Below are 15,514 nucleotides of genomic sequence, written 5' to 3'. Positions count from 1 at the left end.
CTGACAGGAACAAGGACGCACCCCACTTACTGGAGGAGATCATGCGATTCGTTCAAGTAGCCCAGCACGCCGAGGACCTGAAGCGGGCGGCGGCCTTCTACGCTGCACTGCTGGGCGCCGATCCCAAGGCCTTGTACGACCCTCCCGGGCTCCTCTTCTTTGACGTGGGTGGCGTGCGGCTTCTGCTGGAGAAGGGAGCGCCATCATCCCTGCTCTATTTCGAGGTCGGAGACCTGCATGGCACGGTGGCGGCAATGAGGAGCAGGGGTGTGAAGATCATTTCGGAGCCGCACATCATCTTCACCCATGAGGATGACCTCCTCGGACCTGCAGATTCGGAGGAGTGGATGGCCTTCATCGAGGACAGCGAGGCCAATACCGTAGGCCTGGTCAGCCGGATCAGGACGGCAGGAGACTAACTCGTGCTTGATCTGCCGGCCGCGCTGGCTGGTGCGCATCACGCATCCGGCGACAACCGCCGTCGGGCGTTGTGTGGTGGAACCCACGCGACTAGCCTCAATCGGGGGACAAGGGTTCCTCAAGATGCTGGAGGACTTGCAGAATGCAGAAGATTTCCACCTGTTTGTGGTTTGACGGCCGGGCCGCGGAGGCGGCGGAGTTCTACACGTCGACATTTGATGATTCATCCATCCTGACATCGATGCCGGGTCCAGGCGGAGACGTTCTTACGGTCGACTTTGAGATTGAAGGGCGTCAGTTCATGGCCCTGAACGGGGGACCAGCTTTCACCTTCAACGAGGCAGTTTCCCTCGTGGTGAACTGCGATTCGCAGGACGAGGTGGACCGCTACTGGAATGCGCTCTTGGAAGGAGGAGGAGAAGAAAGCCAATGCGGATGGTTGAAGGACAAGTTTGGCTTGTCGTGGCAGATCGTCCCTGTTGGGATGCCGGGCCTGTTGAATGGTCCGGATCCGGCTGGTTCCCAGCGGGCAATGGAAGCCATGTTGAAGATGCGGAAGCTTGACATCAACGTTCTGCAAAAGGCGTACGACGGCGACTGAAAGTTCGGGGGACAGGCGCCTTTGGCGCTGCTAGCATTACCGCACGGTGACGTGCGCACCTATTACAACCATGAGGAGAACTGACTAATGACAACCCGCCTCAACCCATATATCTCGTTCCGCGATAATGCCAGGGACGCAATCAACTTCTACGAGTCCGTCTTCGGCGGCGAACTGACGCTCAGCACTTTTGGCGAATATCAGGCAAGCGAAGACCCCGCCGAAGCGGAGAAGGTGATGCACTCAATGCTGGTAACGCCCAACGGCCTGACGCTGATGGCTGCCGACACGCCGAACAGCATGGACTACAACCCGGGCAACAACATCTCGGTGTCGCTAAGCGGCCAGTCCGAGGATGAAGCCGAACTTCGTGGTTACTGGGACAAACTCGCCGACGGCGGTACCGTCACCATGCCGCTCGAAAGCGCACCGTGGGGCGACACCTTCGGGATGTGTGTGGACAAGTTCGGCATCGCCTGGTTGGTCAATATTGCAGGAGAGCAACAGGGGCAGTAGCAGACCAAGCCCGGCGCAAAATACAAGCGAATGCCTCGTCCGACACGCGTTGGACGAGGCATTCCCATTAAGGCCTTATATGATGCGGCGGCCGGCAGGATCCAGCCTGATGCCGACATGCTTTGGTGTTCGCAGTACGACCGAGCGGTCCATGATTTCCACCATGGGCAACTTTTCACCCAGTTGCCGCTCGAGAATGGTCATGTCATCGAGACGGCGCAGCCAGACGGACATCACAATCGAATACAGCCCGCCTGTGGTGGCTACCAGACGCACTTCTCCGAGACCCACCAACCGGCCCGCCACTGCCTCCGTCTGCGTGGCTGGTACGCGGAGGAAATACCAAACGTTGACCGGCCAAGGGGACAATGAACGGGCGATTTCCAGACGAACCACCAGCCGGTCCTGGGCCAGGGCCGCATCCAAAGCGCTCTTCGCGCGCGGGGGGCTGATTCCCAACTTTTGGGATATTTCAGTTATCGAGGCTCGACCATCAGCGCGAAGGATCCAAAAAAGCCGCTCTTCCAGATCTGCCGATGCGCCCTTCGCGGCCGCACGTGGTTGAGGTGCTTCGCGCTCTATGAGTTTTACCTCGTGGTCCTGCAGGGAGCGCAACCGCCAACTCCGCGCATCCGCCAGGAGATTGATGACCGGATGCGTTCTTGTACTGCGGATTCCTTTGATGGCTGGCAGGCGGTCCAAAACGAATCGTGCGAGGGAAGCTTCATCGCGGCTCACGACGGTGATGACCATGTCCCTGCCACCTGCGGTGTGATCGATCGAGAGCACGTCCGGATCGGCGTCAAGCTCTTCGGTCACGCCTGACATGTGGGCAGGTGCGCACTCAATTTCCACCAGGGCAAAAGCGACATTGGAACCGATGCCACGGTAGGTCGCTACCCATGCCAGCCCTTCCGCAGAAAGAAAATTCCAGCGTCGGGCCAAGGTGACTGCATCGGCACCCACCCCGGGTGCCAAGGCCGTCCATGGTGCCCGGGGACGGATTTGAAGGGCGTGCAGGAGTTTGAGGTCCCGTTCATCAAAGTCGAAATCCTGCATGGAACGTCTACTTCCAACAAATTGCCTGCGTTTTGAGTGTGACCAATCACTTGCTGCCTAGATTCTAGGCGTCATTGCTCAAGCACTTCGGAAGGCAGCCATGCTTGCTCCCGTCCGGCCGTTCGGCCGCGTCCAATCCTCCTCGACGGCTCAGCGAGTACAAGTGTTTCCCAATCCTGCACAAAGTCACCGGGGGAGGGGAGCGGGCCAACTCCCGTTGGCGGCGGGGGAGAGTGACACAATCCTGCTCGCTTCCGTGCGTGGGGGCGACTCTGGATCCTACGAGGAACTTTTCCGCCGGTACCAAGGCATTGCCACCCATGTTGCCCGGGCTGAATCGGATAATCCAATGGATGCCGACGACGTGGTCTCCGAGGCGTTTGCATCGATCCTGGAATCCCTGCTGGCGGGCAGGGGACCCGTGGACTCATTCAGGGCTTATCTGGTAACCACCGTTCGGCGAATGTCGCACCGCCGAAATCTGCAGGTCGGACGGGCAGCGACGACGGTGAGAGGCGTTGCGGGTCAGGTCGTGGTTATCGATGATGATCCTGTTCTCAAAGACTTCGAGAATACGATCCTTATGCTGGCTTTCCGTTCCCTTCCATCCAGCTGGCAGACCGTACTTTGGCACGTGGACGTTGAAGACTCGAAGCCGGCTGCAGCGGCACGAGCCATGGACCTGACTCCAAACGCTGTGTCGTCATTGCTCATCCGCGCACGGGAGGGTCTCCGGCAGGCGTACCTCCAAAAACACGTGCAGGAATCAGCTGCGGACCCCTGCACGGACTTTTCACGCTACTTCGGTAAATACGTCCGAAATGCCGTGCGCCAGGCCGCCCAGGACAAAGTTCGCCGGCACCTGGACGATTGCCTGCGTTGCGCAGGGGTGTTGGCCGAGTTGGTGGAAATTCAGTCAGGAATGAAACGGGCGCGAGTGCTGTAATCAACGTTTACTTTACATAATGTAGATTATCGGCGTTCAAACAACGGGAGTAGAAGCAGCTGCGAGAACTCCCGCCCCATGACGAATCCAGCGTTTCCGCAGGTCAGCCGGGCTTTGCCCGGCGCGCGCATTCCTCACGCCAACGACTGAATTTGCCCTCGGATCGCTTATGGCTATAGGTTTCCTGCATCTAATGCATGTTTCCATGGTTTAGGGGTCGTGGTGGGTAATACCGTTCCGGGTTTCGTCCCGCGGATGCTGGTGGATCCGGACATTGGGCTGTTCCGGGCTGATGAACGGGTTTTCACTGCCATGCTCGATGGCTGGCGCGCGCAGATGCTGGCACGTGGCCTCACGACTCAGACCATCAAGCAGCGCGGCCAGCTGCTGGAGCGTTTTCAACGCTTCACGGGTGAATTCCCATGGCAATGGCGCCACGCCGACATCGATGACTTCCTGGCCGATCTGCGCTCGGGCGAGAAACCGATCAGCCTGAAAACGTTGCGCTCGTACAGCAACGCCGTGGCGATGTTCTGCTCTTATCTGACGCATCCTGGCTATGGCTGGGGCGAGTTCTGCGAACGGACTTTCGGCGATATTCCGAGCCAGATCTGCTTCGAGTGGAATATGCCAAGGCACACCACCGATGATGCCGTCCCGGCGAAGAAGCGGTCGTTCACCAAGGCGGAACTGCAGCGACTATTCGACTACATCGATGACCTTGTCGACCGGGAATACGCCGCTGGCAGCAAACGATGGCTGCCCCTTTTCCGCGACTCTGTGGCGTTCAAGGTCTGCTATGCCTATGGGCTTCGCCGACGTGAGATGACCATGCTGGACCTGGAAGACTTCGGCCCGAACCCGCACGTCAGTGACTACGGCCGGTTCGGAGCAGTTCAGGTACGGTTCGCCAAGGGAACGGCAGGCTCAGGACCCAGACGGCGCACCGTGCTGACCGTTCCGGAGTTCGACTGGGTCGTGGACCAGCTCAAGACCTGGACATCCGGAGGGCTGCGGCAGCAGTTTCCGACAGCTGAACGGTCCTCGGCTCTTTGGCCGAGCGAGCGGGGTGCCCGGATGTCCCTGGGCTCTTTCGGGGATGCGTTCGCCGCTGCCCGGGATGCCGTCGGCTTGCCCCAGGAGCTGGGTCTGCATTGCCTCAGGCATTCCTACGTGACCCACCTGATCGAAGCCGGCTATGACGCGGCCTTCGTGCAGACTCAGGTTGGCCACTCCTACGCCTCGACCACCGGGCTCTACACGTCGGTATCGTCGGACTTCAAGCAGAAATCCGTGCAGCAGATGATTGCACGCCGCATCGCGAACTTGGAGGACCCAGATGCCTGAACAGCGCCGGATTGGCTACCGCTGGAACTTGCGAGCCCTGATGGCAAAGCAGAACCTGTGGAAGACCACCGAACTGATGCCGCTCCTGAAATCTCGTGGTATCAACCTTTCCGAAAGTCAGGTCTACAGGCTGGTCACATCGACTCCGGAGCGCATTCCGGCCAAGACATTCGCGGCGCTCTGCGACATCCTGGACTGCACACCCAACGACCTGTTCGAACCATTCGTGGAGATGCGCGCCGCGGCGACAGCCAATGCCCCGAAGCGCAGTGAAGACCTCGGCATCCAACCAGGCAACCCCATCGCACGACGTGTCCGCCTCGTCGCTTCTGAGGACGGTGAGTAGGCCACGCAAAGCAGAGGACCCGATCCGCTGGCCGGTTCCCTGCAGTCGCTGCGGTCAGCACCATCAAACCGTCGCGCGCTGGCCAGACGGCGGCGTTTGCGGCTACTGCTATCAGCAGGCAAAGCGCACCCGTGGAGTCTGCGCCTGCGGCCATGAAGGTGTTCTTCCGGGAATTATCGATGAGGAGCCGGCATGCCGCAGCTGCTCGGGCGTTCGGCTCAACGTTGACTGTGTGGGCTGCGGCGCCGAAGACGAACTTTACAGTGGTGGACGCTGCTGGACCTGCGTCCTCGGCGACATCGTAGACGACCTGCTTACAGACCCAGCTACGGGAGTCATGGCCACGGAACTGATCCCGCTGGCGGCGGCACTGAAGTCAATGAAACGGGCCAACAGCGGCATGACCTGGATCCGGCAAAAGCACGTCACGGCCTTCCTTCGTAACCTCGCTACCGCACCCAAAATCAGTCACGACACCTTCGATGAACTGCCCGACTCCCGCACCCGCGAGTACGTCCGAGGGCTCCTCATCGAGCACGGGGTGCTCCCCCAGCGAAATGCGTTCCTGATTCGCTACGAAAGCTGGGCCACCCAAGCCATGGAACGCGTCAGCGACCCACAGAACCTTGACGTGATCCGCCGCTACATCCGATGGCATCACCAGCGACGCATGAACCTCATGGACGAAGTCTCCCGCGGCACTTTCCTGCGCGCCAAACAGGAAGTCACCGTCGCCATCGACCTCCTGAACTGGCTCACCGGTCATGACATCAAACTGCCGGAACTGCAGCAGTCCCACCTTGATGTATGGCAATCCGAGGGGCCCACGACGAGACGCATCGCTGAGCGCTTCCTCAAATGGGCCATCAAAACCAAGGCCGCCCCAGCGGGGCTCACCATCGTCCCGCACCGCCGCGGCACCAGCCCAAGACTCCCCAAGATCGGGCAAGACAAAGCGCTCCAACAAATCATCCACACCAACGGACCGGAGACCCGTGACCGGGCCGCCGCGATCCTCATCCTCGTCTTCGGACAACAAGCCGAAAACATCGCCCGGCTGACCTGGGACGACGTCACAGTCACTGAAGACTTAGTCACCATCCAACTCGGAACCACCAAAATTGCGCTGCCGGACCCGTTAGCCCAGCCATGGCGGGAGCTCGCCGCAAACCCAGGCCACGAACTGACCGCAGCACACCCCAACACCAAGTGGGTATTCCGCGGAACATCACCCGGACGCCACATCCACCCAGGGCACCTCACAACCCGACTCAGCAAGCTCTTCAACACCCGCGCCGCGCGACTCGGAACACTCCACGAACTCACCAAACTCGCACCCGTGGCCATCATCGCCGAAACCCTCGGCTACTCCCCGACTACCATCGAACGCCACGCCACCGACTCGGCATCCGCCTATGCCCGGTACATCGCAGCAGTAAACGAGTCCGTCCTGCACGAAAGCCCGAGAAACTAGAACGGCTCCGTCTCGCTTGCGTCCGTGAGGACATACCTAAAGCTGCCGGCCCCGACGATCCCAGTCCTGGCGACGGGCTTCTTCCTCGTCCCAGAAATGACCGTCGTAGTGGCGCACATAGAGCAGATAGGCGGTGAAGACCGCGCAGATAATCAGCATTGCCAGCATGAGGTAAAGAAAGGGACCCCAAGCTTGATTCCACCGGAATGCAATTTGCACGATTGCGTTTACGGCCATGAAGGACACCATGACCAGCTGCCAGCGAAATCCGCCCCGCGTCATACGCGGCTCAAGGCGCTTCCGACCCTCAGGCATATTCGGAGCCTACAGCCGGAGGAGCTTTCTGTCATGAGCTAACACCGGCCCCGCCACCGAGCAGTATGAGTGCCGTTCACCGTCGGCAAATCACGGAGGCGGCTACTCCCGTCCCATGAATACCCGTGCATGCCAGTTAAGTCACGGGAGTAGAAGGGGTGCCTGACGCGGTCTGACTCAGTGGACACGGTCTGTCTGATCCGGGATAAGGCTGCCGTCCTCGCGCAGCACGGGACCCTTGCTGCTGTCTGGGTTGGTGTACCCCTTGGTGCTGCATGGATACGGCTCGCTGCGCTGTGGTTTGGGGTCGATGAACATTGACGTGATTAGCCACTTGCCGTCCTCGTTGTCGTACGCGCGGCACATGATTTCCGCGTTGTTCCGGTTCACCACCAGTCTGGCTTCGGTGGCGTCGGCAACGAAGGTTACGTCCGTGCCGGAGTCGCCGGCGGCCAGGATCTGGCGGCGTTCGGCAGGCAGTTGCTCAAAGGCTGATGGACCCTCGACGCCGAAGATCACCTGATTGGCCCAGCATCGTTTTCCCTCGATGTAGGTCATGACGGAATCTTCGCCGTCGGGTATGCCGCCGCAGCCTTTCAGATGTGAGGTTTGGATGCCGTCCTCGTATACGCTTCGGACGCCTACGACATGTCCGGCGTCGATGCCAACCTCGCCGGCCCACGCCTTGACCACCGGCTCCGGCGATGCGGAAACCACCCAGGTTTCGATGCCGTGTGCCTGAAGGACACCAATGAGGTCCTTCATTTGAGGGTATATCCGGATATAGCCGTCCACCTGCTGGCTTCCAACGGTCTGCATGCTGCCTTCTGGTGCTAACAGGTTCTCCTGCTTCATTGCGAGTGCGAACCCGCCAAGTTGCTCCTCCGTATATCCGGCAGAGAGGGCCGTACCCCAGGCGTAGGCGCCTATGAGGTGGCGGGCATTGAAGCCCTCAAAGGCCGGTTCGCCGGAACGCGTCTTGTCCTCAAGGATGGCGAGGATTTCATCGGCACACTCCGTGTTGCTGCTGGTCTTCAGGGGTTGGCCTGCGGGCGTGTCGGTACCGCATGCCACCGCCAGTGCCTTCGCTGCCGCATCGGTCAGGTAGCGGTTTGTGCTCTTCCAATCCTTATTGGCTGGTTGCAGCACTTTGTCGTTCCGCAGCATCCAAAAGTTCGTGCCGTAGCCGATGTCGTTCTTAACCACGGTGTTGTCCCAGTCGAAGATTGCGACTGGAGCTTTATCTCCGCGGGCTGTTCCGGTGCAGCTGCTGTGGGCGTCAATGGTCTTTTGCAATTGTTCACGGACCTCCCCTGGCCATGGCAGTTGGGCGTCGAGTTGGCGGCATTCGGCTGCCGGACGAGCGTTGGTGGCAGGAGGTGTTGCGCACGACGTGGCTGACATAAGGGCAGCCACTACGGCTGCGGTGGTCGCAAACCGGAAATAGTTCTTCCTGAGGGTTTCCTTCCTGTGGCTCTTGTCATCCTTGACTGACGCTGACGAAAATGTGGACATGCTTCCCCCGATTCTCAAGATCCTTAATGGTCTGTAAATAGTCCAAAGTCCTGAGTAAGTGTGTGTCATGTCACAAGGGATAGTCAAGAGATAAGGCGGAAACTTCTACTAGGAAGCTTGGGCTGGCCACTCTAAAACAAGGCGTATTGGCATTTTTTCAAGCCAGTCAAATATCAAGCGCCGACGTAAGCGGCCAGGTGCTTGCCGGTCAGCGTCGGGCGGTCAGCCACAAGGTCAGCGGGCGTACCGGAGAAAACGATCTTGCCGCCGTCGTGTCCGGCACCTGGTCCGAGGTCGATAATCCAGTCGGCATGTGCCATGACGGCCTGGTGATGTTCGATCACAATGACTGACTTTCCCGACTGGACCAAGCGGTCCAGCATTCCCAGTAGGTTTTGGACGTCGGCCAGGTGCAGGCCTGTAGTTGGTTCGTCCAGGACGTAAATATCGCCCTTTTCGGACATTTGCGTAGCCAGCTTGAGCCGCTGGCGTTCCCCGCCGGAAAGTGTGGTGAGCGGCTGTCCGAGCGTCAGGTAACCGAGTCCGACGTCGGCGAGGCGGTCCAGGATCTTGTGGGCGGCAGGTGTGCGTGCTTCACCTTCGCTGAAGAACGTCTCAGCCTCGTCGACAGACATTGCAAGCACTTCTGCAATATTGCGCCCGCCAAGCCTGTACTCCAATACGGAGGCCTGGAAGCGTTTGCCTTCGCATTCCTCACACGTTGATTCCACCGTCGCCATGACGCCAAGATCCGTGTAAATCACTCCAGCGCCATTGCAGGTGGGGCACGCGCCCTCCGAATTGGAACTGAAGAGAGCCGGTTTCACATTATTGGCCTTGGCGAACGCCTTGCGTATGGGCTCAAGCAGCCCTGTGTAAGTTGCAGGATTGCTCCGGCGGGAACCCCGGATGGCACCTTGGTCGATCACGAGGACCCCGTCACGTTTGGCCACCGAGCCGTGAATGAGCGAGCTCTTGCCTGATCCGGCCACACCCGTGAGTACACAGAGCACGCCCAGTGGAATATCCACGTCCACGTTTTGAAGATTGTTGGTGGAAGCTCCACGTACCTCAAGAGTGCCGGAAGCCGTCCGTACCTGCTCTTTGATGGATGCGCGATCGTCCAGGTGGCGTCCAGTGATGGTGTCACTCCCCCGCAGTCCATCCAGATCGCCTTCGAAGCAGACTGTTCCGCCGCCGGTGCCTGCGCCAGGTCCGAGATCCACCACGTGGTCAGCGATCGCAATCGTTTCAGGCTTGTGCTCGACTACCAGCACAGTATTGCCCTTATCCCGCAACTGCAGCAGCAACTGGTTCATGCGCTCGATGTCATGTGGATGCAGGCCGATGGTTGGCTCGTCGAAGACGTAGGTGACGTCAGTCAGCGATGAGCCCAGATGCCGGATCATCTTGGTTCGCTGCGCCTCTCCCCCGGACAAGGTTCCGGCAGGCCGATCGAGGGACAGGTATCCGAGACCTATCTCGGCGAAGGAGTCCAGGAGGTGCTGCAGTCCTTTGAGAAGCGGAGCAACTGAGGGCTCATCGATTTCCCGGATCCAAGCGGCAAGGTCGCTGATCTGCATCTTGCAGACATCGGCAATGCTCTTGTCTTTGATCTTGGAAGAACGTGCCTCCGGGCTCAACCTGGTGCCCTCACACTCCGGACAGGTTGTAAAAGTGATGGCCCGCTCCACGAAGGCGCGGATGTGGGGTTGAAGTGCGTCCACGTCCTTGGAGAGCATCGATTTCTGGATTTTGGGGATGACGCCTTCATAGGTGAGATTGATGCCTTCAACCTTGATTTTGGTCGGTTCCCGGTACAGGAGGTCGTGGAGCTCCTTCTTGGTGAACTTCGCGATTGGCTTGTCCATGTTGAAGAAGCCCGATCCGCTGAAGATCCGGCCATACCAACCATCCATCGTGTATCCGGGAATGCTGAGGGCGCCTTCGTTCAAGGACTTGCTGTCGTCATACAGTGCAGTGAGATCGAAATCGTTGACCGAGCCCATTCCCTCGCAGCGTGAGCACATACCGCCCAGGCGATTGAAGCTGGCCTTCTCCGTCTTCGTTTTGCCCTCACCGCGGTCCACTGTGATGGCCCCGCTGGCCTTGACGGTAGGCACGTTGAAGGAGTAAGCGTTCGGCGATCCGATGTGGGGTTGCCCAAGCCGGCTGAAGAGAATACGGAGCATGGCATTGGCATCTGTCGCAGTGCCCACCGTTGAGCGCGGGTTCGATCCCATCCTCTCCTGGTCCACGATGATGGCCGTCGTCAGGCCTTCCAACATGTCCACGTCCGGCCGCGACAATGAAGGCATGAAGCCCTGGACAAAAGCACTGTAGGTCTCATTGATCATGCGCTGGGACTCAGCGGCGATGGTCCCAAAGACCAACGAACTCTTGCCCGAGCCGGAGACACCCGTGAACACCGTCAGGCGACGTTTGGGGATCTCGACACTGATGTCCTTAAGGTTGTTCTCGCGCGCACCCTGCACCCGTATGAGGTCGTGGGTGTCTGCTACATGCGACGCAGGAGACTGGGTGTCGGTGCTCGTGGCAATGCTCATAATCGCTCCATCTGTTAGGCGGCGCCACCCAACAGTCCCCCGTCGGCGTCGCCTGGCCAGGTCTGACCAGCCTGAGGTCAGTACGTAAAATTCTCGTTCGTCGTCGCGAATGCGGCAACGGTCAGTGTCCACACTAGCGGCCAGCGTCACGGGCCTCGGGGAGGACGCGAAGCCTGAGCCGCTCCAACCATTGTCATCAGCCGCCGACTCGCTAAGAATGAAGCATGCCGGTATACATGAGGTCCCTTGAAACCGCAGTTCCGCCAACCATCCTCGTGCAGTCGCAGGCACGGGACGTCTTTGCAGCTCAACCAGGACTGACGCGGCTCGGGTCGCGGTTGGTCTCCACGTGCTTCGACTCAGCAGCAATAGATACCCGGTATACGGCGGTGGAAGAGCTGAGTCTCGACGCACATCCGGAAAATCCACGGTTCTTTGACCCCTCGAGCAATCAAGTGCTCAGCCCCAGCACCAAAGTCCGGAACGAGATCTTTGCTACGGAAGCCACCAAACTCTTCATCGAGGCCGGCAAGGCTGCGGTGGCGCGGGTCCCTGACGTTGACCTCGATGACATCACCCACGTCATCACCGTTTCCTGCACGGGATTCTTCAACCCCGGTCCCGACTACAAGGTAGTCCGGGCACTTGGACTCAACCCCGCCGTGCAGCGATACCACCTGGGCTTCATGGGCTGTTATGCCGCTTTTCCAGCCCTGAAGGCAGCCAAGCAGTTCTGCCTGGCTGATCCAGCCGCCGTCGTTCTGGTTATCTGTGTGGAGCTTTGTTCACTGCACGTGCGGACCTCCAACGACCCGGACACCATCATGGGTTCAGCGATATTCGGCGACGGCGCGGCGGCGGCCATCGTAACGGCCAAGGAACCCCAAGGGCCCGAACCCGTGATCCGGCTGGACCACTTTGAAACGGTCCTCACGCCCGTGGGCGAAGAAGCCATGGCCTGGAACATCGGCGACGAAGGATTCGAAATGGTGCTGGGTTCCTACGTGCCCCACATCATCGAGGAACACATCACTGGCGCGTTGGAGCCGTTGCTCGCCAAAGAGCCACAACTGGCGGGACTCCCCTACCGCGAAATAACGCACTGGGCCATCCATCCTGGTGGGCGAAGCATTTTGGACAAGGTCGAATCCAAGCTCGAACTAACCGAGGAGCAACTGGTCCCGGCAAGGGAAACACTGAGGGAATACGGCAACATGAGCAGCGCCACGGTGCTCTTTGTCCTGAAATACATGCTCGGACAAACGCCAAGCCAGCGCGAGGAACCAATCTGTTCCATGGCTTTTGGCCCCGGACTCACGGTGGAGACTGGCCTCTTTACGTTGGTCTCTCCCACTCTGTGAGCCCGTGGGGGTCCCTGAAAGACAGGGACGTGGATGCCATCGAGGACATGGACCGGTCTGACTGCGACCTCCAGCGCCTCAACCGTAGTTATGCCCGCTTCCCGGTGGTCAACGGCCTCCTTTCGGGATGGCACCGCATTTACCGTGACCGCTTTCGGCCGATTCTGGCCTCTACCGGTACGGCATCGGTGCTGGACATCGGATGCGGTGGTGGGGACGTTGCCCGAAGCCTGGCCGGATGGGCCGCGAGGGATGGGTTCTCTTTGCTGGTCACGGCGATCGATCCGGACCAGCGCGCCTACGACTTTGCCAGCCGCTCCCCAGCCGTTGAGGGTGTCCGTTTCCGGCAGGCCCATAGTGCCGAACTTGTCGCGGAAGGCAGCGCGTTCGATATTGTGCTGTCCAACCACATCCTCCACCACCTCGACGCCGATCAATTCACCGCCGTCGTGCGGGACTCCGAGGCTCTGGCCAAGCGTCTGGTGCTCCACAACGACCTCAAACGCAGCAACGCCGCTTACCTCCTTTTCGCCGCCGGCTTCTGGCCGTTGGGTATCGGCTCCTATATTTGCGGAGACGGCTTGGTTTCCATCAAGCGAAGCTTTACCGCCGCAGAGCTCCAACGGGCGGCTCCGGTGGGTTGGAGCGTGGAACGGAACGGCCCATGGCACAACCTGCTCGTCTACCAACATGCTTGACGTCGTCATCGTCGGGGCCGGGCCTGTTGGGTTGTTCATGGGCGTTCTGCTGCTCCAACATGGGCACCGTGTACGCATACTGGAACGCCGATCGAACCGGAGCCACCGTTCACGGGCAATTGGGATTCACCCTCCGGCTCTAAAGGAACTGGACCATGCCGGTCTCGCGGCGACTTTGGTGGCATCCGGCGTCCGCATCGAGCGGGGCGTTGCGTACAGCAAAGGCGCCAGGGTGGCCGGGTTGCCCTTCAACGGGGACCCGGACTTTCCGTTCATTCTTGCCGTCCCACAACCCAAAACGGAACAGGTGCTTGAACAGGCGGTCATGGCTTTGGATCCGGACGCGATCATCCGCGGCGCCGCTGTCACGGAATTCGCCGACGACGGCGGTACGGTCAGCGTCCTGGCCGACTCGCCGTCCGGTGGCCTCGCCTACACAAGCCGCCTGCTGGTGGCAGCCGACGGAGCCCACTCGATGATTCGCCAGCGCCTTCTCCCGGGCCTTTCCGTACGCACCTATCCGGACTGCTACCTGATGGGAGACTTCATCGACACCACAGGGCACGGAGATGAGGCAGTTCTTTACCTGGAGCCCGAGGGGATCGTCGAGTCGTTCCCCTTGCCCGGGGATGTTCGCCGGTGGGTGGTACGGCTTGGAGCCCCCGCAAGAAGCCCGACGGCGGCAGGCCTGGCTGCGTTGGTGGAAGCCCGGACGGGAGTTGGCGTGGACCCCGGCAGCAACACCATGCTCAGCGCTTTCGAGGTCCAATCACGGCTCGTGAAGAGAATGGTCCATGGCAGGACGGTTTTGTTGGGCGATGCCGCCCACGAGATCAGCCCTATCGGAGGCCAGGGAATGAACCTTGGATGGCTTGACGCCGCTGCCTTGGCACCTCTCGTTGATGCCTCCCTCAGGGGACATAACGTCGGTCGGCAGCTTCAGTTGTTCGAGAAGGAACGACGCCGGGCGGCATCCCGGGCTTCGCAGCAGGCCGGGTTGAACATGGCCCTTGGCAGGCCCCTGCATCCGGCAATCATGGCATCCCGAAACGCGTTTTTTGCCCATGCCTTGGAACTGCCGGGTGTCTCCGCCCTGGTCGAACGGCGATTCACCATGCGCTAGGTGGCGCGTGTTCATTCATGACGTTGCCTGTTCAGGAAGGGTGTAGTAACAGTCGTAGGTGTCTTGGCTGACGATCAAACCGTCCCGCAGCTCAAAGACAGCGGTGCTCCGCGCACGTATGGTCTCACCCGCATCCCAGTGCGGGAGGTCCAGGAGCAATGTGGCTGACCAGTTCATCTCCAGGACCACCCGGTTGCCTTCGCAGGTGGTACGGACCACCTCAAAGCGCTGGTTCGCCACGATGTTCTTACTGTGGTCCGCGCCTGTGAGAGTCTCCTTAAGGGTCCGGGTGGACCCGGTCCTGGATAGTGCGTGCGGCCATTCCGTAAGGGTGAAGTCGTGGGCAAGGTACGGGCTGATCTCGGCGGCGCCGCCGCCGGATTCAACCGTCCTGATAAACCCGAGTACATGGTCCAGAGGGGTGCTGATACTCATCCGACGAGCCTAACTGAACGTGGAGACCCAGGCCCGGCAAGGGCGCACCCCGAGTGCAGGACACAGGCACGAAGGGCAGCCTTGGCGTTAGGCTCAAGTCATGACGCAGCAACCTCACTCCGAGGCGCCCAGCCCGGCTACTGACTTTAATCCCCTCCAGATCAGGGACGCAGTCCTGCGGTTACTTGAAACAGAGGAGCTTCCGCCGATCGTTCAAGCCGGGCACCCTGTCCTCCGGCAACAGGCGGCGCCATATGACGGGCAGCTTGATGGCACTGAATTGGCGGCGTTCATCGAGCGGATGCGTGAGGTCATGCTTGCCGCGCCGGGGGTTGGGCTGGCGGCTCCGCAGTTGGGCATTCCGCTGCAGTTGGCGGTACTTGAAGACAAGTACGAGGTGGATCCCGAGTCGGCAACGGTCCGTCACAGGGAGCCACTGGAGTTCATGGCTGTCCTTAACCCGCAATATCGGCCTCTGGGAAACGAGACAGCGTCATTCTATGAGGGGTGCCTGTCCGTTAGCGGCTACCAAGCGGTGGTCACCAGATACCGCAATGTGGAATTGAGCTATCTGACTCCAGAGGGGCGCCCAGTGGAAGAATGGTTCTCAGGGTGGCAGGCACGCATAGTGCAACACGAAACGGACCACTTACAGGGAATTCTCTATCTGGACAAGGCGGAGCTGCGCTCGCTTTCCAGCAACGCGGAACACTCCCTGCGGTGGTCCAATCCGGACATTGGAGATGCGCGGCGGACCCTGGGTTTCCTGCACAGCTAGCCGGTGCGTGGCC

Annotated in this window: 16 protein-coding genes; 11 read left to right on the top strand and 5 right to left on the bottom strand. The window is 60.1% G+C overall.

Features of this window, described 5'->3' with window-relative positions; genetic code table 11:
* Window positions 1–41 precede the first annotated feature (41 nt).
* The 3 genes from LDN82_RS12380 (at window position 42) to LDN82_RS12370 (ending at window position 1,537) form a co-directional block, all read left to right on the top strand.
* On the top strand, window positions 42–419 hold the full coding sequence (locus tag LDN82_RS12380) for a VOC family protein (protein ID WP_224167531.1): 378 nt from the start codon (window positions 42–44) through the stop codon (window positions 417–419).
* 143 nt (window positions 420–562) lie between these two features.
* Window positions 563–1,021, top strand: a complete 459-nt coding sequence (locus LDN82_RS12375) for a VOC family protein (protein ID WP_224090437.1) — start codon at window positions 563–565, stop codon at window positions 1,019–1,021.
* Window positions 1,022–1,108: 87 nt separating this feature from the next.
* Window positions 1,109–1,537, top strand: a complete 429-nt coding sequence (locus tag LDN82_RS12370) for a VOC family protein (protein WP_224090433.1) — start codon at window positions 1,109–1,111, stop codon at window positions 1,535–1,537.
* 75 nt (window positions 1,538–1,612) lie between these two features.
* On the opposite strand, the gene LDN82_RS12365 is transcribed toward LDN82_RS12370, so the two are convergent.
* A complete protein-coding gene (locus LDN82_RS12365; RefSeq protein ID WP_224164435.1) occupies window positions 1,613–2,596 on the bottom strand; it encodes an Lrp/AsnC family transcriptional regulator in 984 nt (327 codons plus the stop codon).
* A 349-nt stretch (window positions 2,597–2,945) separates the two neighbouring features.
* On the opposite strand from LDN82_RS12365, the gene LDN82_RS12360 reads away from it, so the two are divergent.
* The 4 genes from LDN82_RS12360 to LDN82_RS12345 all read left to right on the top strand — a co-directional run bounded on the left by LDN82_RS12360 (window position 2,946) and on the right by LDN82_RS12345 (window position 6,709).
* Window positions 2,946–3,542: a sigma-70 family RNA polymerase sigma factor gene (locus LDN82_RS12360; protein ID WP_263422245.1), complete on the top strand. Its 597-nt coding sequence runs from the start codon at window positions 2,946–2,948 to the stop codon at window positions 3,540–3,542.
* 222 nt (window positions 3,543–3,764) lie between these two features.
* On the top strand, window positions 3,765–4,889 hold the full coding sequence (locus LDN82_RS12355) for a tyrosine-type recombinase/integrase (protein ID WP_224164433.1): 1,125 nt from the start codon (window positions 3,765–3,767) through the stop codon (window positions 4,887–4,889).
* Window positions 4,882–5,235: a helix-turn-helix transcriptional regulator gene (locus tag LDN82_RS12350; RefSeq protein ID WP_224092706.1), complete on the top strand. Its 354-nt coding sequence runs from the start codon at window positions 4,882–4,884 to the stop codon at window positions 5,233–5,235. The genes LDN82_RS12355 and LDN82_RS12350 overlap by 8 nt, the downstream gene beginning before the upstream one ends.
* A 337-nt stretch (window positions 5,236–5,572) precedes the next feature.
* Window positions 5,573–6,709 carry a Fis family transcriptional regulator gene (locus LDN82_RS12345; protein WP_224164432.1) on the top strand — a complete coding sequence of 379 codons (1,137 nt, stop codon included), beginning with the start codon at window positions 5,573–5,575 and terminating at the stop codon, window positions 6,707–6,709.
* A 36-nt stretch (window positions 6,710–6,745) separates the two neighbouring features.
* Here the strand turns inward: LDN82_RS12345 and LDN82_RS12340 are convergent, their stop codons facing one another.
* From LDN82_RS12340 to LDN82_RS12330, 3 genes are all read right to left on the bottom strand, one after another.
* Window positions 6,746–7,024: a hypothetical protein gene (locus tag LDN82_RS12340; RefSeq protein WP_224092703.1), complete on the bottom strand. Its 279-nt coding sequence runs from the start codon at window positions 7,022–7,024 to the stop codon at window positions 6,746–6,748.
* 177 nt (window positions 7,025–7,201) lie between these two features.
* Window positions 7,202–8,539 (bottom strand): haloacid dehalogenase-like hydrolase, encoded by a 1,338-nt coding sequence (locus tag LDN82_RS12335; RefSeq protein ID WP_224164431.1) that lies wholly within the window; start codon window positions 8,537–8,539, stop codon window positions 7,202–7,204.
* Between the two features lie 173 nt (window positions 8,540–8,712).
* The gene (locus LDN82_RS12330; RefSeq protein ID WP_224164430.1) at window positions 8,713–11,106 is read right to left on the bottom strand and encodes an excinuclease ABC subunit UvrA; all 2,394 of its coding nucleotides are present in this window, start codon (window positions 11,104–11,106) and stop codon (window positions 8,713–8,715) included.
* Between the two features lie 224 nt (window positions 11,107–11,330).
* On the opposite strand from LDN82_RS12330, the gene LDN82_RS12325 reads away from it, so the two are divergent.
* From LDN82_RS12325 to LDN82_RS12315, 3 genes are read left to right on the top strand one after another with little or no spacing between them, the layout of a single operon-like run.
* Window positions 11,331–12,467, top strand: coding sequence for a type III polyketide synthase (locus LDN82_RS12325; protein WP_224090415.1), 1,137 nt, complete (start codon window positions 11,331–11,333; stop codon window positions 12,465–12,467).
* The gene (locus LDN82_RS12320) at window positions 12,464–13,165 is read left to right on the top strand and encodes a class I SAM-dependent methyltransferase (RefSeq protein ID WP_224090414.1); all 702 of its coding nucleotides are present in this window, start codon (window positions 12,464–12,466) and stop codon (window positions 13,163–13,165) included. Before LDN82_RS12325 ends, LDN82_RS12320 begins: the two co-directional genes overlap by 4 nt.
* The gene (locus LDN82_RS12315; RefSeq protein WP_224164429.1) at window positions 13,158–14,288 is read left to right on the top strand and encodes an NAD(P)/FAD-dependent oxidoreductase; all 1,131 of its coding nucleotides are present in this window, start codon (window positions 13,158–13,160) and stop codon (window positions 14,286–14,288) included. Before LDN82_RS12320 ends, LDN82_RS12315 begins: the two co-directional genes overlap by 8 nt.
* 15 nt (window positions 14,289–14,303) lie before the next feature.
* Here LDN82_RS12315 and LDN82_RS12310 read toward each other — a convergent pair whose 3' ends face one another.
* Window positions 14,304–14,723, bottom strand: a complete 420-nt coding sequence (locus tag LDN82_RS12310) for a nuclear transport factor 2 family protein (RefSeq protein WP_224090411.1) — start codon at window positions 14,721–14,723, stop codon at window positions 14,304–14,306.
* Window positions 14,724–14,823: 100 nt separating this feature from the next.
* Here LDN82_RS12310 and LDN82_RS12305 point away from each other — a divergent pair, with 100 nt between their 5' ends.
* A complete protein-coding gene (locus LDN82_RS12305; RefSeq protein WP_224090404.1) occupies window positions 14,824–15,501 on the top strand; it encodes a peptide deformylase in 678 nt (225 codons plus the stop codon).
* Window positions 15,502–15,514: the final 13 nt, after the last annotated feature.

This window comes from Arthrobacter sp. StoSoilA2, from assembly GCF_019977195.1.
Lineage (GTDB): Bacteria > Actinomycetota > Actinomycetes > Actinomycetales > Micrococcaceae > Arthrobacter.
Note: the sequence above shows the minus strand (reverse complement) of the source record. Positions and strands in the feature narration are given on the sequence as shown.